Source organism: Plantactinospora sp. BB1 (genome assembly GCF_003030385.1).
Taxonomy (GTDB): domain Bacteria; phylum Actinomycetota; class Actinomycetes; order Mycobacteriales; family Micromonosporaceae; genus Plantactinospora.
In genome coordinates, this window is sequence record NZ_CP028159.1 from 3,947,282 (window position 1) to 3,971,064 (window position 23,783).

The 23,783-nt window shown below is 71.5% G+C and carries 19 protein-coding genes; 11 read left to right on the forward strand and 8 right to left on the reverse strand.

From position 1 onward, the window contains the following. Nucleotides 1-213: 213 nt before the first annotated feature. On the forward strand, nt 214-1,320 hold the full coding sequence (locus C6W10_RS17255; protein ID WP_234361823.1) for a sugar phosphate isomerase/epimerase: 1,107 nt from the start codon (nt 214-216) through the stop codon (nt 1,318-1,320). Between the two features lie 44 nt (nt 1,321-1,364). Further along, nucleotides 1,365-4,694: a ThuA domain-containing protein gene (locus C6W10_RS17260; RefSeq protein ID WP_107258958.1), complete on the forward strand. Its 3,330-nt coding sequence runs from the start codon at nt 1,365-1,367 to the stop codon at nt 4,692-4,694. Between the two features lie 62 nt (nt 4,695-4,756). Here the strand turns inward: C6W10_RS17260 and C6W10_RS17265 are convergent, their stop codons facing one another. Then, nucleotides 4,757-5,773 (reverse strand): N-acetylglucosamine kinase, encoded by a 1,017-nt coding sequence (locus tag C6W10_RS17265; RefSeq protein ID WP_107258959.1) that lies wholly within the window; start codon nt 5,771-5,773, stop codon nt 4,757-4,759. A gap of 106 nt (nt 5,774-5,879) precedes the next feature. Between C6W10_RS17265 and C6W10_RS17270 the strand changes: the two genes are divergently transcribed. The 7 genes from C6W10_RS17270 (at nt 5,880) to C6W10_RS17300 (ending at nt 13,401) form a co-directional block, all read left to right on the forward strand. Then, nucleotides 5,880-6,797 (forward strand): MurR/RpiR family transcriptional regulator, encoded by a 918-nt coding sequence (locus C6W10_RS17270; protein ID WP_234358954.1) that lies wholly within the window; start codon nt 5,880-5,882, stop codon nt 6,795-6,797. Next, entirely contained in the window at nt 6,794-7,552 is a 759-nt protein-coding gene (locus tag C6W10_RS17275) for a sugar isomerase domain-containing protein (RefSeq protein WP_107258961.1), read from the forward strand. The genes C6W10_RS17270 and C6W10_RS17275 overlap by 4 nt, the downstream gene beginning before the upstream one ends. A 19-nt stretch (nt 7,553-7,571) precedes the next feature. Next, on the forward strand, nt 7,572-9,008 hold the full coding sequence (gene ngcE / locus C6W10_RS17280; protein WP_107258962.1) for an N-acetylglucosamine/diacetylchitobiose ABC transporter substrate-binding protein: 1,437 nt from the start codon (nt 7,572-7,574) through the stop codon (nt 9,006-9,008). 6 nt (nt 9,009-9,014) lie between these two features. Next, complete coding sequence (locus tag C6W10_RS17285) at nt 9,015-9,941, forward strand: carbohydrate ABC transporter permease (RefSeq protein WP_369938570.1); 927 nt, start codon at nt 9,015-9,017, stop codon at nt 9,939-9,941. After that, nucleotides 9,938-10,834, forward strand: coding sequence for a carbohydrate ABC transporter permease (locus C6W10_RS17290; protein WP_107258963.1), 897 nt, complete (start codon nt 9,938-9,940; stop codon nt 10,832-10,834). Before C6W10_RS17285 ends, C6W10_RS17290 begins: the two co-directional genes overlap by 4 nt. 105 nt (nt 10,835-10,939) lie before the next feature. Beyond that, nucleotides 10,940-12,124: a carbohydrate-binding protein gene (locus C6W10_RS17295; RefSeq protein ID WP_234361825.1), complete on the forward strand. Its 1,185-nt coding sequence runs from the start codon at nt 10,940-10,942 to the stop codon at nt 12,122-12,124. A 179-nt stretch (nt 12,125-12,303) separates the two neighbouring features. Then, nucleotides 12,304-13,401, forward strand: coding sequence for a polysaccharide lyase family 1 protein (locus tag C6W10_RS17300; RefSeq protein WP_107258964.1), 1,098 nt, complete (start codon nt 12,304-12,306; stop codon nt 13,399-13,401). Nucleotides 13,402-13,405: 4 nt separating this feature from the next. Here C6W10_RS17300 and C6W10_RS17305 read toward each other — a convergent pair whose 3' ends face one another. The 3 genes from C6W10_RS17305 to C6W10_RS17315 are packed head-to-tail and all read right to left on the reverse strand — an operon-like array spanning nt 13,406 to nt 16,506. Continuing rightward, on the reverse strand, nt 13,406-14,962 hold the full coding sequence (locus C6W10_RS17305) for a tripartite tricarboxylate transporter permease (protein ID WP_107258965.1): 1,557 nt from the start codon (nt 14,960-14,962) through the stop codon (nt 13,406-13,408). Further along, nucleotides 14,963-15,484 carry a tripartite tricarboxylate transporter TctB family protein gene (locus tag C6W10_RS17310; protein ID WP_107258966.1) on the reverse strand — a complete coding sequence of 174 codons (522 nt, stop codon included), beginning with the start codon at nt 15,482-15,484 and terminating at the stop codon, nt 14,963-14,965. Beyond that, a complete protein-coding gene (locus tag C6W10_RS17315; protein WP_159104628.1) occupies nt 15,481-16,506 on the reverse strand; it encodes a tripartite tricarboxylate transporter substrate binding protein in 1,026 nt (341 codons plus the stop codon). Before C6W10_RS17315 ends, C6W10_RS17310 begins: the two co-directional genes overlap by 4 nt. Before the next feature lie 272 nt (nt 16,507-16,778). On the opposite strand from C6W10_RS17315, the gene C6W10_RS17320 reads away from it, so the two are divergent. Beyond that, entirely contained in the window at nt 16,779-17,546 is a 768-nt protein-coding gene (locus C6W10_RS17320; protein ID WP_107258968.1) for a hypothetical protein, read from the forward strand. An 18-nt stretch (nt 17,547-17,564) separates the two neighbouring features. On the opposite strand, the gene C6W10_RS17325 is transcribed toward C6W10_RS17320, so the two are convergent. Next, the gene (locus tag C6W10_RS17325) at nt 17,565-18,449 is read right to left on the reverse strand and encodes an ABC transporter substrate-binding protein (protein ID WP_107258969.1); all 885 of its coding nucleotides are present in this window, start codon (nt 18,447-18,449) and stop codon (nt 17,565-17,567) included. Nucleotides 18,450-18,509: 60 nt separating this feature from the next. Continuing rightward, the gene (locus tag C6W10_RS17330) at nt 18,510-18,806 is read right to left on the reverse strand and encodes a hypothetical protein (RefSeq protein WP_107258970.1); all 297 of its coding nucleotides are present in this window, start codon (nt 18,804-18,806) and stop codon (nt 18,510-18,512) included. A 228-nt stretch (nt 18,807-19,034) separates the two neighbouring features. On the opposite strand from C6W10_RS17330, the gene C6W10_RS17335 reads away from it, so the two are divergent. After that, nucleotides 19,035-20,318: an endo-1,4-beta-xylanase gene (locus tag C6W10_RS17335; RefSeq protein WP_107258971.1), complete on the forward strand. Its 1,284-nt coding sequence runs from the start codon at nt 19,035-19,037 to the stop codon at nt 20,316-20,318. 93 nt (nt 20,319-20,411) lie between these two features. On the opposite strand, the gene C6W10_RS17340 is transcribed toward C6W10_RS17335, so the two are convergent. After that, nucleotides 20,412-21,929, reverse strand: coding sequence for a family 43 glycosylhydrolase (locus tag C6W10_RS17340; RefSeq protein ID WP_234361827.1), 1,518 nt, complete (start codon nt 21,927-21,929; stop codon nt 20,412-20,414). Between the two features lie 29 nt (nt 21,930-21,958). After that, entirely contained in the window at nt 21,959-23,464 is a 1,506-nt protein-coding gene (locus tag C6W10_RS17345; protein WP_199853047.1) for a family 43 glycosylhydrolase, read from the reverse strand. Between the last annotated feature and the right edge of the window lie 319 nt (nt 23,465-23,783).

The window sequence follows — 23,783 nt, forward strand, 5'->3', positions numbered from 1 at the left end:
AGCCTCTAGCGTGTGTCTATTCGTAACAGAGACGACCGCTGATCGTCATATCTCGCGTCCGGCCCGCCACGGCCGCGACGTACGTTCCGCGCGCCACGAGTGGCACGTGAGCGCGCCCGTACTCCTCGACTCTCTTCGCGCGGGCACCCACCGGAGCATCGGGACTGTCCAGCGAGGACTCCTTGAATCGATCCAATCGGGAAGGTGCAGGACATGGGGAAGACGCAGCGCGAACCGATGGACCCGGCCGAGCGGCGCCGGCTCACCCGGCGGAGCATCCTGGCCGCCTCGGCCGGTGCGGCCGCCGCGCTCAGCGCGGTCGGCGCCAACGTGGTCCAGACCGAGACCCCCGCCGTCGCGCACGGGCAGTTGCGGGCCGAGCCGCTGATCCCGGGCCGCAACCGGGGCATCATCCTCTACAGCGTCCGGGACCGGATCTCCGCGGCACCGGACGACAGCGGTGTGCCGTACGGCTTCGAGCGGGTGCTGGCCCGGATCGCCGAGCTGGGCTACCAGGAGGTGGAGTTCGCCGGCTACACCCAGAGCCCGGAGATCCTGGGCCGGCAGATCACCCCGGCCGAGATCCGCAAGATCCTCGACGACAACGGGCTGGTCGCCAACGGCACCCACGCCTCGATCAACCCGGCCACCTTCGAGCAGCAGATGGACATCGCCGAGACGCTCGGCATGAAGAACATCGGCACCGGCAGCGACCCGACGAACTCGGCGTACACCTCGGACTGGGACGCGGCGGCGGACGTCTGGAACGAGCTGGGCCGGCAGGCCCGCCGACGCGGGCTGCGGCTCTACACGCACAACCACGACGCCGCGTACTCCTTCCTGCTCGACGCCGGGCCGCTGGACGCGAACGGCCGACCGACCCGCTCCTCCGGCACCCGCCGGCTGGAGTACTTCTTCCGGAAGACCGACCCGAGGTACGTCTTCTTCGAGCTGGACATCTACTGGGCCTACGTCGCCCGCTTCAAGCACCAGAGGTACGTCGACCGGTGGGGCCGGGAGAAGACCGACCTCTTCGACCCGATCCTCAACGTCGTCTCGCAGAGCAAGCGGTTCCCGCTCTTCCACGCCAAGGACGGCAACCGGAACAGCGCGCTGGCCAACGGCTACGAGATGACCCCGCTCGGCGAGGGCGACATCAACTTCCAGCAGTTCTTCCAGACCATCGGCGACCCGGACTTCCGGCACGCCAACTGGGAGCAGGACACCGCCCCTGGCGGCGCGGCCAACCCCGGCCAGTCGCTCGACTTCGCGGCGCTCAGCTACACGAACATGTCGGAGCTGACCATCTACCGCCGGTGACCGCCCACCTTCCGTAACCCCTACGGCGTGCAGACGGAGGAGAGATGACGACAAGGATGCGGCGCTGGCTGACCGTGCTGGCGGCGACCGCGACGATCGTCCCGTTGACGGTCCAGGCCCCGGCGGCGGCGGTACCGGACCCGGGACCGGGTTCCGGCGGCGTACCCGCCGAGCAGCTGGTGGCCGAGGAGAACGGTCCGGCGGCGCTCCGCTCGGACGCCCGGGCCCCACGCGACTACGGCGTACTGGTCTTCACCAAGACGGCGGGGGCGCGGCGGGCGTCCATTCCGGACGGGGTGAAGGCGATCCGTGACCTCGGCCGGGAACACGGGTTCCGGGTCACCGTCACCCAGGACGCGGCGGCGTTCACCGAGCAGAACCTCGGCACGTACCGGGCGGTGGTCTTCCTCAACACCACCGGCGACATCCTCAACGCCACCCAGGAGGCGGCGTTCGAGAAGTACGTCAAGGCCGGCGGCGGGTTCGCCGGGGTGCATGCGGCGGCCGAGACCGAGCCGGACTGGGCTTTCTACCAGAGCCTGCTCGGCGCGAAGGCCACCGGCGTCTCCCCGGTCGAGCCGGGCAACATCGACGTCGCCGACCGGGCGCACCCGTCGACCGAGACGGTGCCGCGCACCCTCACCCTGACCGAGGAGTGGTACAACTTCTCCGCCAACGTCCGGGGCGTCTCGCACGTGCTCGCCACCGCCGACGAGCGCAGCTTCGCCGGTGGCGGGATGGGCTTCGACCACCCGATCGCCTGGTGCAAGGACTACCAGGGCGGCCGCTCCTGGTACACCGGGCTCGGCCACGCCATCGAGACCTATCGCTCCAAGCCGTTCACCCGGCACCTCCTCGGCGGCATCCAGTGGGCGGCCGGCGTGGTCGAGGGCGACTGCGGCGCGACCGTGACCGGCAACTACGAGAAGGTCACCCTCAACGACGAGCCGGGCGAGCCGATGTCGCTGGCCGTGCTGCCGGACGGCCGGGTCCTGCACAACACCCGGGGCGGCCAGGTCCGGCTCTACGACCCGGCCAGCGGCGCCAGCCCGGTGATCAACACGATCCCGGTCTACAGCCACGACGAGGACGGGCTGCAGACCGTCTCGATCGACCCCGACTTCGCCACCAACAGGTGGGTCTACCTCTACTACTCGCCGCCGCTGAACACCCCGGTCGACAACCCGGCCACCCCGGGGGTCAACGAGGGTGACGCGCCGGCCACCAGCGCCGACCCGACCGTCTGGGACAAGTTCAAGGGCTACAACCAGCTCTCCCGGGTCAAGTTCGTCGACGGCGAGAACCCGCACCTGGACATGAGCACCGAACAGCAGATCCTGCGGGTCGACGTGGACCGGGGCATCTGCTGTCACGTCGCCGGCAAGGTGAAGTTCGACGGGAAGGGCAACCTCTATCTGATCACCGGCGACGACACCAACGCCGGTGGCTCGGACGGCTTCACCCCGATCAACGAGTCGCCGACCCAGGGCCCCGGCTACGACGCCCAGCGCTCCGCCGGCAACACCAACGACCTGCGCGGCAAGCTGCTCCGGATCAGGGTACGGCCGAACGGCACCTACACGATCCCGGCCGGGAACCTCTTCCCGGAGGCGCAGGACCACGACGACAAGACCCGTCCGGAGATCTTCCTGATGGGGCTGCGCAACCCGTTCCGGTTCGACGTCGACGCCTCGGGCCGGGTCTACGTCGCCGACTACTCGCCGGACAGCCGGACCGCCAACCCGGCCCGGGGACCGGAGGGGACCGGTCGGTGGTTCGCCACCGACAAGGCCGGCAACTACGGCTGGCCGTACTGCTACTCGCCGGCCCTGCCGTACGTCGACTACGACTTCGCCACCCGCACCTCCGGGAAGCCGTTCAACTGTGGTGCCCCGGTGAACGACTCGCCCCGGAACACCGGCCGGACGGTGCTGCCGCCGGTGCAGGACCCGCAGTTCTGGTACACCTACGAGGCGCGTACCCCGTGCCCCGGGGCGTACCTGGAGACGCCGCCGACGAGCTGCGACTTCAAGTGGCCGGTGATCGGGACCGGCGGGGTCGGCCCGCACGGCGGACCGATCTACCACTACGACCCGGAGTCGACCTCGGAGACGAAGTTCCCGGAGTACTACGACAACGCGGTGGTCTTCGGCGAGTTCACCCGGGACAAGATCTTCATGATGCGGACCGACGGCCGGGGCAACCTGGCCGGCGTCGAGCAACTGCTGCCCGGCTTCGTCTTCGACAACCCGATGGAGATGGAGTTCGGCCCGGACGGCAGCCTCTATCTGCTGGAGTACGGCGACGGCTTCTTCACCGCCAACCCGGACGCCCAGCTCTCGGTGATCCGCTACGTCAAGGGCAAGCGGTCGCCGGTCGCGGTGCTGAACGCGAGCCCGACCTCCGGGCAGGCGCCGCTGACGGTGAACTTCTCGGCGGTCGGCTCGCACGATCCCGACCCGGGGGAGTCGATCTCCTACGCCTGGGACTTCACCAGCGACGGTACGGTCGACTCGGCCGATCCGACCACGTCGTTCACCTACACCGCGAACGGGACGTACACGGCGCGGTTGACGGTGACCGACTCCAGCGGCCGGACGGGGGTGCTGACCCGGACCATCACGGTCGGCAACACCGCCCCGACGGTGACGGTGACCAGCCCGGTCCCGGGTTCCTTCTTCAACTGGGGTGACCCGGTGCCGTACACGGTGACGGTCACCGACCCGGAGGACGGCACCATCGACTGTTCCCGGGTGACGGTCAGCTTCGTACTCGGGCACGACACCCACGGCCACGAGCACGGCTCGACGACCGGCTGCACCGGGGTGCTCCAGTCCCCGGCCGACGGCGCCGACCACGCCGGCGGCTACCTGTACGGCGGGATCAGCGCCTCCTACACCGACCTCGGCGGTGGCGGCCAGCCGGGGCTGACCACGGTGAACCAGGTCGTGATCCAGACGCCCCGGCAGCAGGCCGAGTTCGCCCAGGTCAAGCAGAACGTGACGATCGCCAACAGCAGCGACACCGGTGGCGGTCAGCACGTCAACGGGATCGACGCGGGTGACGCGATCGCGTTCGACCCGATCAACCTGGGTGACGCCAGCGCGGTCACCTTCCGGGTCTCGGGCGGCTCGGCGGCCACCGCCGGTACGCCCCGGGCCACCGTCGAGCTGCGGCTCGACTCGCCGACCGGCCCGCTGGTCGGTACCGCCACGCTGAACGCCACGACCGGCAACAACGACTGGTCCAGCCAGACCCTGGCGGTCGACCAGCCGGCCGGTGGTCACCGGCTCTACCTGGTCTTCCAGCCGGTCACCGGTGGTCCGACCACCGGCCTGGTGAACCTCAACTGGGTGGAGTTCACCCCCAGGTAGTTCCGATGTCTCCATCGAGCGAGGTGCCAGGAAGTCACCATGGTGACTTCCTGGCACCTCCGTCAGTGGGACTGTAGGCCCTCCGTCCGCCCCGGACGGGCGCTGCCGGGGCGGGCGGTGCCGGGGCGGGCGGTGTCGGGCGGGGCGGCCAGGAGCCGGGCGTGCAGCGCGGGGTCGGCGTACCCGAGGAGACGCAGGGCGACCCAGGCGGCGCCGGCGGCGGCGTCCCCGGCCGGCATGCCGGGCCGGCCCAGTCGGGCGGTGAGCCGCTGCTGCACGGCGGCGCGGATCTCCGGTACCCCGGCCAGGACACCGCCGGCCAGCACCACCGGGCCGGGCGCCGGATGCAGCGACAGCAGGGTGCCGGCGAGCCGCTCGGCGGCGCTCTCCAGGATGGCCGTCGCGTTCGGGTCGCCGTCCCGGGCCGCCGTGCTGACCAGCGGAGCGAGCCCGGCCAGCCGGTCGCGGCCGAGCTGGTAGACCCGGGTCACGAAGGCGTCCGGATCGGTACTGCCGAGTTGCCCGGCCACGGCTCGGGTCAGCGGACCGGTCGGCGGGCCCCGGTAGAGTGCCCGGGCCGTCGACCGCGCCGCGGCCAGGCCGAGCCAGAACCCCGAGCCCTCGTCGCCGAGCAGCCAGCCGAGGCCGTCCGCGGTCCGGCCGACGGCGTCGTCCTGCACCTCGGCGGCGACCGCGCCGGTGCCGGCGATCAGCACGGTGCCGCGGTGCGCCGCCGTGCCGGCCGCGAACGCCACCACGGCGTCGCCGACGGTACGCATCGGGCAGGTCAGCCCGAGCCGTGCCCACTGCGCGGCGTACCGGGCGGAAACCTCCGGCTCGGCGAGCCGGGACACTCCGGCGAGTCCGACCACGGCGCCGACCACCCGGGCCGGGTCGTGTCCGTGCAGCGCCGCCCCGGCGGCCTCGCCGAGCGCGGCGGCGGTCACGGCCGGATCTGCGGCGACCGGGTTGCCGGCCCGGGCCCGGCCACGGCCGACGATCCGACCGCCCACTGTGGCCAGCACCGCCCGGGTGGCGGTGCCGCCGCAGTCGACGCCGAGCACGAGCGCATCGGTCACCCTGCCGATGGTGCGGGGTATCGATAGAAAATGTCAAACCTATTGACGTGACCGGCTCGATGGTCATAACTTTTTTCATCACCCGGAAGTCGTGAAAGGAATGTTGATGGAGGAGAGCGGGCTGCTGGGCCGGCTGCGCACCGAGCTGGCCACGCTGCCGGTCGCCCTACAGCGGGTCGCCGAGCAGATCCTGATCGCGCCGGAGGAGACCGCCCGGGCCACGATCATCGACCTGGCCGAGCGGGCCGGCACCTCCACCGCGACCGTGACCCGGTTCTGCCGGGTCTTCGGCTACCGGGGCTACGCGCAGCTCCGGGTGGCCGTCGCCACCGAGATCGGCCGAGCCGCCCAGGCGCGCTGGGACACCGACATCGACCGGGAGATCGGGCCGGACGACCCGCTCGACCACCTGCTCGGGGTGGTGGCCAGCGCCGACGCCCGGGCGATCCAGGACACCGCCGGCCAGGTCGACCTCTCCGCCGTCGACCGGGTCGCCGAGGCCGTCGCGCGGGCCAACCGGGTCGACCTGTTCGGGCTGGGCAGCTCCGGCAACGCCGCCCGGGAGATGGCGTTCCGGCTGGAACGGATCCGGATCCCGGTCTGGCACCGGGCCGACCCGCACACCGCGCTGACCAACGCCGCGCTGCTCGGCCCCGGCGACGTGGCGATCGGGCTGTCGCACAGCGGGCGTACCCGGGAGGTGATCGAGGTGCTGGCCGAGGCGGCCGACCACGGCGCGCTGACCGTCGCGGTCACCTCGTTCCGGCGGTCGCCGCTGGCCGAGGTCGCCGACGTGGTGCTGACCACCGCCGTGCAGGAGACGACGTTCCGGCTGGCGGCCCTCTCCGCGCTCCACTCCCAACTGCTGGTGCTCGACCTGATCTACGTCGCCGTGGCCCAGCGGACCTACCAGCGCACCACCGAGGCGTTCGAGGTGACTGCCCGGGCCGTCGACGCGCACCGGGTGCCGGACGACTCGCCGCGGGCCGCCCGTCGACAGCTCAAAGTTACGGAGGGCCAATGACCAACGAGATCGGCGCACCCGCCTACCTCACCGCCGTCACCGCCGCGATCGACCGGGTCGCCCGGACCCAGACCGAGGGCGTACGCCGGGCGGCCGACCTGATCACCGCCGCGCTGGACCGGGGCGGCGTGGTGCAGGCGTTCGGCTGCGGGCACTCCGAGGCGCTCTCGATGGAGATCGCCGGCCGGGCCGGCGGACTGGTCCCCAGCAACCGGATCGCCCTGCGCGACCTCGTGCTCTACGGCGGCGCCGACCGGTCGATACTCGAAGACCCGCTGCTGGAACGCGACCCGACCGTGGCGCACCGGCTCTACGAACTGGCCCCGGTCAAGCCGGACGACGTCTTCGTGCTCACCTCCAACTCCGGCGTCAACGGGGTGATCGTCGAGTTCGCCCTGCTGGTCAAGGAGCACGGCCACCCGCTGATCGGGATCACCTCGCTCGACCACACCGCCCGGGTCACCCCGGGACACCCGTCGGGGCGGCGGCTCGCCGACCTCGCGGACGTCGTACTCGACAACGGGGCGCCGTACGGCGACGCCGCCCTGCCCCTGCCCGACGGCGGTGCCGTCGGGGCGATCTCCTCGATCACCGGCGCGTTGCTCGCCCAACAGGTCGTCGCGGAGGTCGTCGCCCGGCTGCTCGACGCCGGTACCCGGCCACCGGTCTACCTGTCCGCGAACGTACCCGGCGGTCGGGAGCGCAACAGCGAGCTAGAGGCGCGGTACGCCGGACGCATCCGGCGCACCGCCTGAGCAGAGAAGGCGAGGCGCCATGAACTCTTTCCGTCCGGCCCGCTCCGGGCCGGCACCGACCACCGGCCCGAGACGACGCGCCCTGCTGCGGGCCGCCGCCGTCGGGCTGGCCGCCCCGGCGCTGGCCGGCTGCGTCACCAGCGGCGGTGACGACGGCCAGCCAGCCGCCGCCAAGGGCGAGACCAGCGCCGAGAACCCGCTCGGGGTGCCCGCCTCGACCCCGCTGGAGGTGGTCATCTTCGACGGCGGCTACGGCGACGAGTACGCGGTCAACGCCGAGAACATCTACAAGGGACGGTTCCCCGGCGCGACCGTCGAGCACAAGGCGATCCAGAAGGTCGGCGAGGCGCTGCAACCCCGGTTCGTCGCCGACACCCCGCCGGACGTGGTCGACAACACCGGCGCCGGCCGGCTCGACCTGGCCACCCTGGTCGGCGCCGGCAAGCTGACCGACCTCACCGAACTGCTCGACGCGCCCTCGCTGGACGACCCCGGCACGAAGGTCCGGGACACCCTGCTGCCCGGGGTGGTGGCCGACGGCACGCTCGACGGCAGGGTCTACACGCTCAACTTCACCTACACCGTCTGGGGACTCTGGTATTCCAAGCCGCTCTTCGACAGGCACGGCTGGGCGTACCCGACGAGCTGGGACGCGATGCTGGCGCTCTGCGCCGAGATCAAGAAGGCCGGCATCGCACCCTGGACCTACCAGGGCAAGTACCCGGAGTACCTGAACGACCCGCTGCTGGCGATGGCGGCCAAGGCCGGCGGACCGGAGCTGGTGAAGGCGGTCGACAACCTCCAGCCGGGCGCCTGGAAACAGCAGCCGCTGCTGGACGCGGCGACCGCGATCGCCGAACTCGCCGGCCGGGGCTACCTGCTGCCCGGTTCGGAGGCGCTGTCGCACACCGAGGCCCAGGCCGCCTGGTCGCAGGGGAAGGCCGCCATCATCCCGTGCGGCTCCTGGCTGGAGGCCGAGCAGAAGGGCGTCACCCCGGCCGGCTTCGACATGGTGATGGGCGCGGTCCCGTCGCTCGGCGCCGCCGACAAACTGCCGTACGGGACGGTCCAGGCCGCCAGCAGCGAATCGTTCCTGGTCCCGGCCCGGGCGAAGAACCCGCGCGGCGGGCTGGAGTTCCTCCGGGTGCTCTTCTCCTCCGGCAGCGCCCGGCGGTTCGCCGAGTTGAACAGCACCCTGCCCAGCGTCGCCGGAGCCACCGACGGGCTGACCCTCAGCACCGGGCTCGGCTCGGTCCGCGCCGCCGTGCAGGCGGCCGGGGCGAACACCGTCACCTACCGGTTCCGCACCTGGTACGCCCCGCTGGCCAAGGCGGTCGACGACGCCACCGGTGAACTCGCCACCCGCCGGATCACCCCGGCACAGTGGGCCGACCGGATCCAGAAGGCCGCCGACGCGATCGCCGCCGACTCCGCCGTCACCAAGTACACCCGGTAGCCCTCGATGGCGGCCCTGCGGCACGGCAAGTACCGCTTCCTCGCCGGGGCGATCCTGCCCGGACTGCTGCTCTACGCGGTCTTCGTACTCTCCCCGTACGCGCAGGCGTTCTATCTGGCGCTGACCGACTGGACCGGCGTCTCCGGGCAGGTGGAAATCGTCGGGCTGGAGAACTTCCGGCGGCTCGTCGACGATCCGCTCTTCCTGGCGGCGCTGCGCAACAACGGGCTGCTGCTGCTCGTCGTCCCGGCGGTCACCATCGGGCTCGGGCTGCTGCTCGCCGCGCTGGTCAACTTCGGCGGCCGGCGGGGGAGCACGATGGTCGGCGGGGTCCGGGGCGGCGAGTTCTACAAGGTCGCCTACTTCTTCCCGCAACTGCTCTCGCTGCCGATCATCGCGGTGCTCTGGCAGTTCGTCTACCACCCGAACGAGGGCGTGCTCAACGGCGCACTCCGGGCCGTCGGGCTGGACTTCCTGGCCCGGACCTGGCTCGGTGACCCGCACCTGGCGCTCTGGGCCGTCGCCGGAGTGCTGGTCTGGTCGTCGGTCGGCTTCTACATGGTGCTCTTCTCCGCCGCGATGGAGTCGGTCCCGCGCGACGTGTTGGAGGCGGCGGTGCTGGACGGCGCCGGCCGGCTCGCCATACTCCGCCGGGTGGTGCTGCCGCTGGTACGCGAGAACGTGCAGGTCGCCTTCGTCTACCTCGGGGTACTCGCGCTCGACGGCTTCGCGGTCGTCCAGGTGATGACGGTCGGGCCCGGCGGGCCGGACGGGTCGACCGAGGTCATCGGGCTCGGCCTCTACCGCAACGCCTTCACCTACGGCCGGTTCGGCTACGCCGCCGCCATGGGAGTGGCACTCTTCTTCCTCACCCTCGCGCTCGCCGTCGTGGCGCTGCGGGCCGGCCGCCGGGAGCGGGTGGAACTCTCATGACGACCCTGGTCGACCGTCCCGCCCGCCGGCAGCCGGCCGCCGCCCCGGCCCGCACCCCGGCCCGCCGGACCGGACGGTTCGGCGACGCGGCGGCGCACCTCTTCCTGGTCGGCTGGGCGGCACTGGTCACCGTGCCGCTGCTCTGGGCGGTGCTCAGCTCGCTGAAAACCGACCGGGAGATCCTGACCAGCCCGTGGACGGTGCCGGCGACACCCCGGTTCGACAACTGGGCCCGGGCCTGGGGCGAGGCGTCGATCGGCCGCTACTTCCTGAACAGCGCGATCGTGGTGGGCATCGCACTGGTGCTGACGATGCTGCTCGGCGCGCTGGTCGCGTACGCCCTGGCCCGGTATTCGTTCCCGGGCAACCGGCTGCTCTACCACCTCTTCGTCGCCGGGCTGCTCTTCCCGGTCTTCCTCGCCCTGGTGCCGCTCTTCTTCGTGGTACGCCAACTCGGGCTGCTCGGCACCTATCCCGGGCTGATCCTGGTCTACACCGCGTACGCCCTGCCGTTCACCGTCTTCTTCCTGCACGGCTTCTTCCGGTCGCTCCCCACGGCGCTGGCCGAGGCGGCGTTCCTGGACGGCTGCTCGCACTGGGGTGTGCTCTTCCGGGTGATGCTGCCGCTGGCCCGGCCGGGGCTGGTCAGCATCGCGATCTTCAACTTCCTCGGCCTGTGGAACCAGTACCTGCTGCCGCTGGTGCTCAATCCCGACCCCGAGCGGTACGTGCTGGCCCAGGGGCTGGCCGCGCTCTCGGTGAGCCAGGGCTACCGCAGTGACTGGAGCGGCCTCTTCGCCGGCCTCACCATCGCGATGTTGCCGGTGCTGGCCGCGTACGTGCTCTTCCAACGCCAGATCCGGACCGGCCTGACCGCCGGTGCGGTCCGCTAGACCCCCGTAGCACCGCACCTCTCCTGGGTCACCATCCGGGTGCCGGCCACCGTCGGCCGGCGCGCGGCAACCCCCTTGTCACCCCCACCGGGAGGAGAAACCCCCGTGTCAGCCAGACCCAGCGCGCGAAGCCTCGCCGTCGGTACGGCGGCCCTGCTGGCCGCCGGCACTCTCGCCGGCATCACCGCGACCACCGCCGGTGCCCAACCGGCCACCGCCCCCGCCGCCGCAGCCGCCTGCGGCGTCCTCTTCGACGACTTCGGCTACTCGTCGCCGTCCGATCCCGCCATCGCCGCCCGGGGCTGGACGGTGCGGACCAACTCCGGCGGTCCGGGCGTGCCCAGTGCCTCCTGGCCGGCGTCGAACGTCAGCTTCCCCACCGACGCCGGGCAGAAGGTGCTCCAGTTGACCGCCCGCACCGACGGTACGGCCGGCGGCACCAGTCACGCCGAGTTCTTCCACCAGCGGAAGTTCTTCGAGGGCACCTACGCCAGCCGGGTGCGTTTCACCGACGCGCCGCAGTCCGGGCCGGACGGCGACCACCTGGTGGAGACCTTCTTCACCATCACCCCGCTGGACCGGCCGCTCGACCCCAACTACGGCGAGATCGACTTCGAGTACCTGCCGAACGGCGGGTGGGGCGAGCAGGGGCCGATCTTCTACCAGACGACCTGGGAGACGTACCAGAACGAGCCGTGGCAGGCCGACAACACCCACACCGCGCAGCGGAGCAGCTTCGCCGGCTGGCACGACCTGGTCTTCACCGTCTCCGACGGCCGGGTCAAGTACTACGTGGACGGTCAGCAGGTGGCCGACCACGGCGACCGGTACTACCCGGAAACCCCGATGTCGATCAACTTCAACCTCTGGTTCATCGACCTGACCGGGCGGACCGGCACCGGGCTGGCCAGCTACATCCAGCAGGTCGACTACCTCTACTACGCCGACCGGGAGGTGATCAGCACCGCCGAGGCGAAGAACCGGGTGGCCGCGTACCGGTCGGCCGGCACCGGCCACGTCGACACCGTGGGCAGCGGCGGTGCCTGCCCGACGACGCCCCCGACCACCCGGCCGCCGACGACCCCGCCCACCACCCGGCCGCCGACGACCCCGCCGACCACCACGCCGCCGCCGGCCAACTGCGCCGGCGCCCCCGCCTGGGACTGGGGGACCGTCTATCTGGAGGGTGCCCGGGTGCGGCACAACGGCCGGCTCTGGCAGGCGAACTGGTGGACCCAGGGCTCCGAGCCGGGCCTGACCGCGCAGTGGCGTGACCTCGGCCGCTGCTGAACGAGCGCCGGCTCTCCCGCCTCCGACATTGTGGGCGGGAGAGCCGGCTTCGTCGGGGCGGGAGAGCCGGGGTGGGCGAGACATTGACGAAGCTGAATCAGGTCATTACCATCCTGTTTCAGGAAAGCGCTTTCCTGCTCCTCGTCCACCCAATCCCGCAACCGCACAGGGAGGCACCCATGGGTGTCCGTGCTTCAGCCCGCCCGAAAGCCCGGCTCGGCCGGTCACTGGTCGGCGGCGTGGTCACGCTGCTGGCCGCCGCCGCGGTCGTCTCCGCGGCTCCTGCCAGCGCCGCCGCAGTCTCCGCCGAGGGCCTGGTCGGCTTCGCCACCCTCTCCGGGTACGGCCGGACCGGCACCAACGGCGGGACCGGCGGCCCGACGGTGACGGTCGGCAACTACGCCCAGTTGGCGGCGGCGGTCGCCGACGACCTGCCGAGGATCGTCCGGGTCTCCGGCACCATCACCGGCAACGGCGACGACATGCTGGACGTCGGCTCCAACAAGACCATCATCGGCGTCGGGTCGTCGGCGACGATCAGCGGCTTCGGGCTGGACGTCAACGGCTGGGGGCCGGCGGAGGTGGACTGGGGCGGCGACACCTGCGACCCCGCCGAGCGGGACCGCTTCACCCACGTGCAGAACGTCATCATCCGCAACCTGTCGTTCCGGAACTCGCCGGACGACTCGATCAACGTGCAGTGCTACTCGCACCACGTCTGGATCGACCACAACACCTTCTACCCGGCCTCCGACGGCTCGGTGGACATCAAGCGCGGCTCGGATCTGGCGACGGTCTCCTACAACCGGTTCGCCGGCACCGACAAGTCGATGCTGCTCGGGCACAGCGACAACAACGCCGCCCAGGACACCGGCTACCTGCGCGTGACGTACCACCACAACTGGTTCGACGGGTCGAACACCCGCCACCCCCGGGTGCGGTTCGGCTACGCCCACGTCTACGCCAACTACGTCAGCGTCGACGACTACTTCATCGGGCTCGGGGTCGAGGGCCGGATCTACGCCGAGAGCAACTACGTCCGGGGTGCCAAGACCATCACCCAGGACTTCGGCAACGCCCGGCTGACCTGGACCAACAGCAACTTCTACGACATCGCCACCATCACCCGGGCGAACGACAGCGGCAAGACCAAGGACGACTGGCTGCGGGCCGACGGCAGCGTCGGGCCACCGCCGTACGGCTACTCGGCCGGGTCGGCCAGCAGCAGCCCGCCGTCCGCGGGTGCCGGGGTCAGCGGCGCGGACATCGTCCCGTAGCCCGTCACCGCAGCTCCTCGTCGGCCTCCCGGTCAGCGGCCGCACCCTCCCGCTGACCGGGTACCGCCGGTGCGGCCGCCCGGCGCCGCCGGAGCAGCCGTACGCCGACCGGCACGAGCAGGGCCAGCACGGTGACCACGAAGAGGGTGCCGGAGATCGGCCGGGTCACGAACCCGCTCGGGTCGCCGTCGAAGATCCGCATCGACTGCCGGAACGCCGTCTCCAGCACGCTGCCGAGCACGAACGCCAGGACCAGTGGGCCGGGCTCGAAGCCGGTCTTCTTCATCAGGTACCCGACGACACCGAAGAGGATCACCAGCAGCATGTCGAAGGTGCTGTTGTTGACGGTGTAGACGCCGAGCATCGTCACGGTCACCACGACCGGCGCGAGGATGCTGTCCCGGACCGAGACCAGCCGGACGAAGACGCCGACCAGCGGGACACTCAGGATCAGCAGGAAGATGTTGCCGACGTACATCGAGTCGACGACGCCCCAGAAGACCTCGGGGTTCTCGTTGATCAGGCGGGGACCGGGCGGGATCCCCTGGAGCAGCAGCGCGCCGAAGATCAGCGCCATCACCGGGTTGGTCGGGATGCCCAGGGTCAGCAGCGGGATGAACGACGAGGTCGCCGCCGCGTTGTTCGCGGTCTCCGGCGCCGCCACCCCCTCGATGGCGCCCCGACCGAACCGCTCCGGCGTCCTGCTCCGCCGCTTCTCCAGGGCGTACGCGGCCATCGACGACAGCACCCCGCCGCCACCGGGCAGCAGTCCGATGAAGAACCCGACCACCGAGCCGCGCCCCACCGCACCCCGGGACTGCCGCCAGTCCTCCCGGGACGGCCAGGCATTGCTGATCCGGGGCTTCGGCAGCCGGTTCCGGGCCCGGTGTTCGAGCAGGTAGAGGATCTCGCCGAGCCCGAACAGCCCCATCGCGAGGGCGACGAAGTCGACACCGTCGGCCAGGTTGATGTTGCCGAAGGTGAACCGGGGCGAGGCGAAGAGCGGATCCGGCCCGGCGGCGGCGAGCAGCAGGCCGAGTCCCGCCGCGACCAGGCTCTTCGCGGTCGAGACCGTACCGAGGCTGGCGACCAGCAGGATCCCCATCGCGGCCAGTACGGCGTTCTCCGGCGGCCCGAAGCCGAGCGAGAACCTGGCCAGCAGCGGTGCGACCAGGGTCAGCCCGACGATGCTGACCGTGCCGCCGATGAACGACCCGATCGCGGCGATGCCCAGGGCCGAGCCGGCCCGCCCCTGCCGGGCCATCTGGTAGCCGTCGATGGTGGTGATGACCGTTGCTGCCTCGCCGGGCAGCCGCAGCAGTACCGAGGTGATGGTGCCGCCGTACATGGCGCCGTAGTAGATGCCGGCGAGCATGATGATCGCCGACTCGGCCGGGATCTCGTAGGTGATCGGCAGCAGCAGGGCGATCGTCGCGACCGGGCCGAGGCCGGGGAGTACCCCGATGACCATGCCGATCACCACGCCGGCCAGCACGTAGAGCAGGTTCACCGGCGTGAAGACCACCCCGAAACCGGCCAGGACGGGGTCGAGGAAGTCCACTCAGAAGGCCAATCTCGGGAGCTTCACGTCCAGCAGGGTGATGAAGAGCAGGTAGAGCGCGGCCGTGGTGGCGACGCTGACCACGGCGGTGGCGAGCCAGGACTCCCGGCCCAGCACCCTGAGCCAGAAGGCCAGCACCAGCAGGGTGGGGATCTCGAAACCGATCCGGCTGATCAGCAGTACGAAGACGAGCAGGCTGACCACCCCGAGGGCGATCCCGATCCCGCCCCGGCTGAACCGCTCGACCGCCGCCGCCTTCCGCTCGAAGAGCAGCGACCAGAGGCCGGCGCCGAGCAGGAGCAGGCTGGCCAGTGCCGGCCAGAGTCCCGGCCCGGCCTCGGCGGGCGTGCCGAGGGAGAGCGAGACCGAGTACGCGAGTCCGGCCAGGCCGAGCGCGACCGGTACCACGCCGGCGACGAGCTGCCCGGTCCGGCCGGCCGGCGGGATGTCGTCGGAGGGCAGGCCGCCGGGCTCCCCCTCCCCGGCCGGGGTGGCCGCCTCGTCGAGGCCGGACGGGTTCACTTCGGCCCCAGCCCGAACCGGTCGATCAGCGCCCTGTACCGGTCGAAGTCACCCTTGATCTTGTTCGCCACCTCGGTACCGTCGACCTCGAACCGGTCGATGTAGTTCTTCTTCAGGAAGTCGTCGTACTCCGGTGCCTTGACCGCCTCCCGGAACGCCTCCTGGAGCGCGGTCACCGCCTCGTCCGGCATCGACTTCGGTCCGGCGATGAACCGGGCCTGGTCGACGGTCAGGTCGAAGCCCTTCTCCACGGCGGTCGGCAGGTCCGGCAGCGAGGGGCTGCGCTGCTGGCTGAAGACCCCGAGCCAGCGCAGCTCGCCGGACTGCACCAGCCGCATCGACTCCGCCGGTTGGGAGGCGCCGATGTCGACCTGCCTGCCGAGCACCGCCGTGACGGCCGGACCGCCGCCGCCGAACGGCACGTCGGTGGCGTTGATCCCGGCGAGCTTGTAGAACGCGGTCTGCGCGAAGTACGCCCCGGTGCCCACCCCGGAGTGCCCGTACGTGATCCGCCGGCCGCTGCCCTTGAGCGCGATGACGTCGTCGATGGTCTTGAACGGGGAGTCCCGGTGCGCGACGAGCACAATGTTCTCCACGGTCAGCCCGATCACCACCCGCAGCTCGTCGAGGGAGACGGTGGCGGCACCCTTGCCCAGTTGCGGGGTGAGGGTGAAGAGCGAACTGGGCGGGAAGCCGATCTTGTAGCCGTCGTCCTCGGCCGAGGCCACCTCCCTGGTGCCGACGGCGGCGGCCGCGCCGTCCCGGTTGACGATCACCATCGACTGGCCGAGCGGCTTCTCGATCGCCTTGCCGAGGGTCCGGGCGATCAGGTCCGTGCTGCCGCCCGGCGCGAACGGCACGACCAGCTCGACCGAGCGTTCCGGATATCCCGAGCCGTCTCCGTCGCCGCCGCCGCCGGTCTGCACGCTGCAACCGGCGAGGAAGGCTCCCGCGCCGAGCCCCGCGCCGAGGCGCAGCACGGCACGCCGGTCCATCGGGTGCCGCAGATTCGATTCGGTCACTGGTTCCTCCCCTGGTGGCTCAGGTTGGAGATCTTGGACTTCGAAGAGTGTCACCTTGATACCTGCCGATCTAGGGACTGTCAATCAAACCGGTGGCAGCAGTACGAAGGGGACGGAAGCGCCAGCAGCCCTGCGAATCCTCCCAGGACGTACGGAGGGTACGGAGCTGCCGCGCGGGCCGGGCCGGGCGGCGCACGGCCGGCGGTGCGAGTCCGCGAACCGGGTTCGGATATCCGGCTGCCCGGCTCGGTTCGGCGGCCTACGGTTGCCCGGTGGGTACCGCTCTGGCCGAGGCGATCGACCGGCTCTACGTGGTGTTCGGCGGAGTTCCCCGGCCGGCCGCCATCGACTCCTGTCCGTGCTGCTTCACCCCCGACGACGAGCGGAAACTGCTCGCCCCCGTACCCTTGGCCGAGCTGACCGCCGACGACCTGGGCGACTACGCCGCGGTCGTACTCTTCACCGTCGGCGGCGTCGCCGACTACCGCTACTTCCTGCCCCGGATGCTGGAGATCGGCTGCACCGAGGGTTTCCTCTGGCCGGACCTGGAGCCGCTGCTCGGCCGGCTGCGTCACGCGGGCTGGCGGAGCTGGCCGGCCGGGGAACGCCACGCCGTCCGGGAGCTGCTCGCGGCGCTCTGGGCCGAGGTGCTGGCCGACGACCCGGCGGCGGTGCACGACGTCGACACCGTGCTCTGCGCAATCGGCAACGTCGAGGACGACCTCACGCCCTATCTGGCGGAGTGGGCGCGGCAGCTCGCCCGGCCGACGGCCGCGGCAGCCCTGCTCGACCTGCTCGCACACCACTGCCGCCCCGCCGGCACCACCTGGCGGCTCGGCAACGCCTTCTGGGCGGAGCGGGGGAGCCAGGCCGCCCAGGTGAGCGCCTGGCTCGCCGGCGCCGACCTGCGTCGGGCGGTCACCGCCGCGCTCGGGGCCGTGCTGGAGACCGCCGAGACCGACGGGCACGCCGAGTCCACCTGGCGGATCCTCACCGAACTCGACGACCTGCTCGGCCGGGTGGTCGCGGCGCGGCCCTGACCGCCGGTCGGGCGGCGGTCAGGCGATCCGGGCGACGGCTCCGTCGGGCGGCTCGGGCACGGCGTCCGGGTGCAGGATCGCGGCGATCGCCTCGACCCCGTCCACCAGGCGCGGGCCGGGGCGGACGACCAGGCCGTCCCCGTCGATCGCCCAGACCGCGACCCCGGGCAGCCGGCCGGCGACGACCTCGGCCTGCCGGGCCGCGCCCTCCAGGTGGAAGCCGCACGGTGTGACGAGCACGATCTCCGGCGCCGCGTCGGCGAACTCCCGCCAGGTCGTCTCCACGGACCGCGCCCCGGGCCGGGCGGCCACCGGCTCGCCGCCGGCCGCGCGTACCAGATCGGGCACCCAGTGTCCGGCCGTGAAGGGTGGCTCGACCCACTCCACCACCGCGACCCGGGGCCGCCGCCGGCCCCGGACCGCCGAGGCCACCGCCGCGAGCCGGTCCCGCAACGCGCCGACCAGGGCCTCGGCCCGATCGGGTACGCCGGTCCGCTCGCCCACCGCCAGGATCGTCCCGAAGACCTCCTCCAGGGTGTACGGGTCCAGCGACAGCACGTCGGCCCGGCAGCCGAGATGGTCGAGGGCGTCCTCGACGTGCCCGGAGGGGAGGGCGCAGACCCGGCAGAGGTCCTGGGTGAGGATGAGTTCCGGGTCCAGCCCGGCGAGCGCGTCGGCGTGCAGGGTGTAGAGGTCGGCGCCGGCCGACATCTGGCCCTTCACGTAGTCGTCGATCTGGGCCGGCGTCATCCCCCGGGTGTCCCGGCCACCGACCACGACCGTCTTGTCGGTCCGGGCCGACGGCGGCTCGTCGCACTCGAAGGTCACTCCGACCAGGTCGTCCCCGAGCCCGAGGGCGTAGACGATCTCGGTCGCGGAGGGGAGCAGGGAGACCAGACGCATGGCTCCATAGTGCCCGCCTCCGGCGCACCCCGATCAGGGCCGGTCGGTGGGCGACCGGGCTCAGCCGTCGGTGCCGGGCGGCGGTGCCGGTACCCCGGACTCCCCACCCGGGTCAGTGCCGGCCCCGCCGGAGTGCCGCTCCGGCCCGGGGGTGAGGTAGCGGCGCACGATCTCCCCGGCCAGCGTGACGGCGGCGGTGCCGGCCATCACGGCCAGGGCGGTCTGCTCCAGCACGGCGGCGCAGACCGAGAGGACGATCAGCAGCGCCTCGACCCCGAGCAGGACGACGGCGACCGACGCCGGAGGCCCGTCCTGCCTGGCCGGCCCGGTCGGCTGCCGCGTCCGCGTCCCGGTCAACGGGATCCCTCCATCGACATCAGGCAATTCTGCCGACCGGCCGGGCTACTCGCAAGTGCAGATGCACGTGCATTTGCACTTGCTTTCCGGAACGTCGAATCGCTGGGCGCGATCCGGCTGCCGTTCGGCGCCCAGGCCGGCACGACGACGGTGAGCGCGACGGCTCGACGGGTGCCGGGGCGTACGGTGAGCCATCCGCGCCGTCACCCCACCGATGGAGGATGCTGGATGTCGTCCGACTCCCTGATCCGGCAGTACCGCACCGCCACCGCCACCCTGACGGTGACGACCAGCGACGGCAGCCCACTGGTCGACCAGGAGGTGGTAGTGGCGCAGCGCGACCACGCGTTCCTGTTCGGCTGCACCGGATTCGAGTTCATCCCGCTGGCCAACGGCGAGCTGACCGCGACCGCCGGGGCCGGACCGGGCGGCGGCACCGGCTCGCTGGGCGAGGCCGACGCCTCCGGGGTCGAGCGGCTGGCCGAACTCTGGCTCGACCTGTTCAACTTCGCCACCCTGCCGTTCTACTGGGGACGCTTCGAGCCGGAGCGCGGCCGGCCGGACACCCGGCGCCTCCAGGCGACGGCGCGCTGGTTCACCGAGCGGGGCTGCCTGGTCAAGGGGCACCCGCTGGCCTGGCACACGGTGAGCGCGGAGTGGCTGACCGAGCTGACCAATCCGGAGATCACCCGGGTGCAGCTGGACCGGATCCGCCGGGAGGTGACCGACTTCGCCGGCCTGATCGACAGCTGGGACGTGATCAACGAGGTGGTGATCATGCCCATCTTCGACAAGTACGACAACGGCCTCACCCGGATCTGCCGGGAGCTGGGGCGGATCCCGCTGGTCCGGATGGTCTTCGACGCGGCCCGCGAGGCGAATCCGGGCGCCACCCTGCTGCTCAACGACTTCGACATGTCCGCCGCCTACGAGTGCCTGATCGAGGGGGTGCTGGAGGCGGGGATCCGGATCGACGCGCTCGGGTTGCAGAGCCACATGCACCAGGGCTACTGGGGCGAGGAGAAGACGCTCGGCATCATCGACCGGTTCGCCCGGTACGGCCTGCCGATCCACTTCACCGAGACGACCCTGCTCTCCGGGCACCTGATGCCGGCCGAGATCGTCGACCTGAACGACTACCAGATCGCCGACTGGCCCAGTACGCCGGAGGGGGAGGAGCGGCAGGCCGACGAGATCGTCCGGCACTACAGGACGCTGTTGTCGCACCCGTCGGTGCGGGCCAGCACCTACTGGGGAATGGTCGACGGCGGCTGGCTCGGCGCGCCCGGCGGCTTCGTCCGGGCCGACGGTACGCCGAAGCCCTCCTACGAGGCGCTGCGCGCGCTGGTCCGCGACGAGTGGTGGCTCGCGCCGACCCGACTCGGCACCGACGAGCAGGGCCGGGTCGGCTTCACCGGCTTCCTCGGCGAGTACGAGGTGTCGGCCGGCGGGCGTACGGCGACCTTCCGGCTCGACGAGCCGGGGGCGACATCGGTCGAGGTGGCGCTCTGACTCCGCCGGTCGAGCCCGGCTGACCGGCCGGGCCGGCGGCGAGACCCGCCCGGGGAACCGGCGAGGATCGGTCCCCCGGGCGGACCCGCCCGGCTACTCGCCCGATGGTGCGGTGAGCGGCACGCCGAGCCGTACCGGGGTGCCGAAGTTCGGGGTGCCGTCGCTGTTCCAGGTGAACTTCTGGGCCCGGGTCGAGCGGTTCATGTCGCAGCCGCCGCTGGCCGAGTCGTTGCCGTGGTAGACGATCCAGTCCTCGGTCCCGTCCGGTGACTTGAAGAAGCCGTTGTGGCCGGGCGCGAAGACGCCGTTGGCGTCGCTGCGCTGGAAGACCGGGTTCGGGCTCTTGGTCCAGGAGGACGCGCTGAGCGGGTTGCTGCCGGTCAGGGTGAGCAGGCCGAGCTTGTAGTCCGGTCCCCAGCAGGCGCTGGCGGAATAGACGATCATCGTCCGGCCGTTCCGGTAGAGCGGCTCGGGACCCTCCGTCACCGGGTGGGTCTGCCGCTCCCAGTTCAGCGTCGGGGAGGTGAGCCGGACCCGTGACCCGCTGATCGTCCACGGGTTGCTCAGCGGGGTGATGAAGAGGCTCTGCCCGTAGCTGCCGCCGGCGTTGTAGGTGCCGAGCAGGTAGAGGCTGTTGTTCACCCGCAGCACGCTGGCGTCGAGCTGCCAGTCACCGCCCAGGTCGGCCTTGAAGGTGTACGGCCCCATCGGGTCGGTGCCGGCGCTCTCCAGTACGTGCAGCCGCTGGGTCGGGTTGAAGTCGCTGACGTTCTGCCCGGCCACGTAGTACAGGTACCAGCGGTTGCCGTTCGGCCCGTTGATCAGGTGGAACTCCGGCGCCCACATGTTGCAGCAGCCGTTCGGCCGACCGGAGAGGTTGAAGACCACCTGGTCGGACGCGCTGGCCAGCCCGCCGAGGGTGGCGGACCGGCGCATCGTGATCGTCGAGTTCCAGGTGGTGGTGGCGAGGTAGTAGTAGCCGTTGTGGTACTGGAGCCAGGGGTCCGGCCCGTTCCGCTTGATCGGGTTGGTGAAGGTGCCCGGCGTCGGGTTCCCGCCGCCGACCGACCCGACGTTGACCATCTGCCACTGCTGGTTGGCGCCGTCCAGGTCCTGGTACTGGGAGACCATCGCGCCGTCCGCGGTGGACCACTCCCAGACGTCCAGCGCCTTGCCGCTGGCCCGGTTGACCAGGCGGACGTAGCCGCCGGCCGAGTCGGCGAGCCGGAACTGCTGCCGGCTGTTGCCGCTGTCGGCGTTCTGCACCAACTGCACGCCGTCGTCGGAGTTCGGCAGCTCCAGCACCTTGCCGCTGTGCCGGGACTGCACCCTGTAGTAGCCGCCACCGGCGTCGAGGAACCGCCACTGCTGCCAGTTGCCGTCGTTGCGGGCGTACTGGTTGATCGGGGCGCCGTCGGTGGTGGCCAGGTTGTAGACGTCGAGGGCCTTGCCGCTGTTCCGGTTGACGAGTACGTAGTAGACGTTCGGGTCGGCGGTGGCCGCCGTGGCCGGTGCGGCGGCGACGAGTACGCCGGTGCCGGTGACCAGCGCGGTGACGCCGACGGCGAGCGCGGCCCGCCAGCGGACCCGGCGCGGATGCGGGGGTGTCACGGGTTGCTCCCTACGGTCGATGGGGACGGTCAGTAGACGTACGGCCAGCCGGCGGAGTCGTAGCCGATCCGGTTGATGCCGAGCAGCGAGGCGCCGTTGTTGGCGTAGTAGTGGTAGACGAGGAAGTCGCCGCCGCTGTCGGAGAGCACGGTCTGGTGGCCCGGCCCGTGGATGTCGCCGTGCGAGGCGAGCACCTGGGTGCCGCCGCCGGAGGTGAGCGCGGTGCCGTTCCGGTCGACGAAGGGTCCGGTGACGCTGGTCGAGCGCCCCACCATCACCCGGTAGGTGCTGGAGGCGCCCTGGCAGCAGCGGTCGAAGGAGACGTACAGGTAGTAGTAGCTGCCCCGCTTGACCAGCGTCGGCGCCTCGATCGCGCCGCCGTTACGGCCGGCGATGGCCCGGATCGTGCTGTCCGAGCGCTTGCCGGTGGCCGGATCCAGGGCGACCAGCTTGAGCCCGGACCAGAACGAGCCGAAGGCGAGCCACCAGCGGCCCTGGTCGTCCACGATCAGGTTCGGGTCGATCGCGTTGAAGTTGTCCGAGGTGCGCGACTCGATCACCAGGCCCCGGTCGGTCCAGCTCCCGGAGTTGCCGGTCGGGCTGGTGGCCAGGAAGATCGCCGACCGGTTGGAGCCGAAGGTGGAGGCGGAGTAGTACAGGTAGTACTGGTTGTTCCGGTAGGAGATGTCCGGCGCCCAGAGGTTGCGGCTGCCCCCGGTGTAGCTGGTGGTCCACGGCGCACCGCCCGGGAAGGCCGAACCGGCGTTGCGGAAGGCGACCCGGTCGGTCGAGGTCTTCAGCGAGATGTCGTTGCCGGTGTGCGCCACCAGGTAGTCGCCGCCGGGCCGGCGCACCACGGTCGGGTCGTGCACCCCGATGTCCCCGGTCACCCGCATCGGCGCCGGATAGGCGGCCGGCGGCGTGCCCGGGTTACCGGTGGGGGTCGGGTTCGGGGTGCCGCCCGAGTCGACCCGGACCAGTTGCCACTGCTGGTTGGTGCCGCCCTGGTCGGCGTACTGGCTGATCCGGCCGCCGTCGGCGGTGGACCACTCCCAGACGTCGAGGGCCTTGTTGCTGTTCCGGTTGATCAGCCGGACGTACCCGCCGTCCGAGTCGGCCAGCCGGAACTGCTGGTCGGTGCTGCCCTGGTCGGCCCACTGGATCACCTCCGCGCCGTCGGCGGTGGAGGAGTCCCGGATGTCGAGGACCTTGCCGCTGTGCCGGGAGCGGAGCCGGTGGTAGCCGGAGCCCGAGTCGACGAACTGCCACTGTTGCCAGGCGCCGTCGTTGCGGGCCCACTGCACGATCGCGCCACCGTCGGCGGTGGACCGGTCGTAGACGTCGAGGGCCTTGCCGCTGTGCCGGGACACCAGGACGTACCAGGCGTTCGGGTCGACGGTCGCGGCCGAGGCCGACCGGACCGGTACGGTGATCGCGGCGCCGACGAGCATGGCGGCGGCCACGAGTACGGTGGCGGTGCGCAGCAGCCGGGTCCGGCCCGGCGCCGTCGAGGGTGGGGAAGCGGGAGCTTCCATGGTCTTCCTTCCGTCGGTCCGTCAGTGGACGGTGCCGGCCCGCGGGTGCGGTGGGACGACGTTCCCCGCGGGATGACAGGGTGGTCGAAGCGGTGGATCGCCCTGCGCTGTGGATAGCGCGCTCCGAGGTGGCTCGCCGGTGGTGCTTCGGCGGACGCCGCCGCAGGGCCGGTGCGCAGCCGGGCGGCGCGGCGGTGTCGTCTGGCCCGGACGTATCGATGATGTTCGCGCTAACATCTTTTGATGTCAAGGTTTCGCATCCTTGCCTCGCCAAGGCCGAAGAATTCTTGACTGCCATCGATGTTAGCGATAACACTGT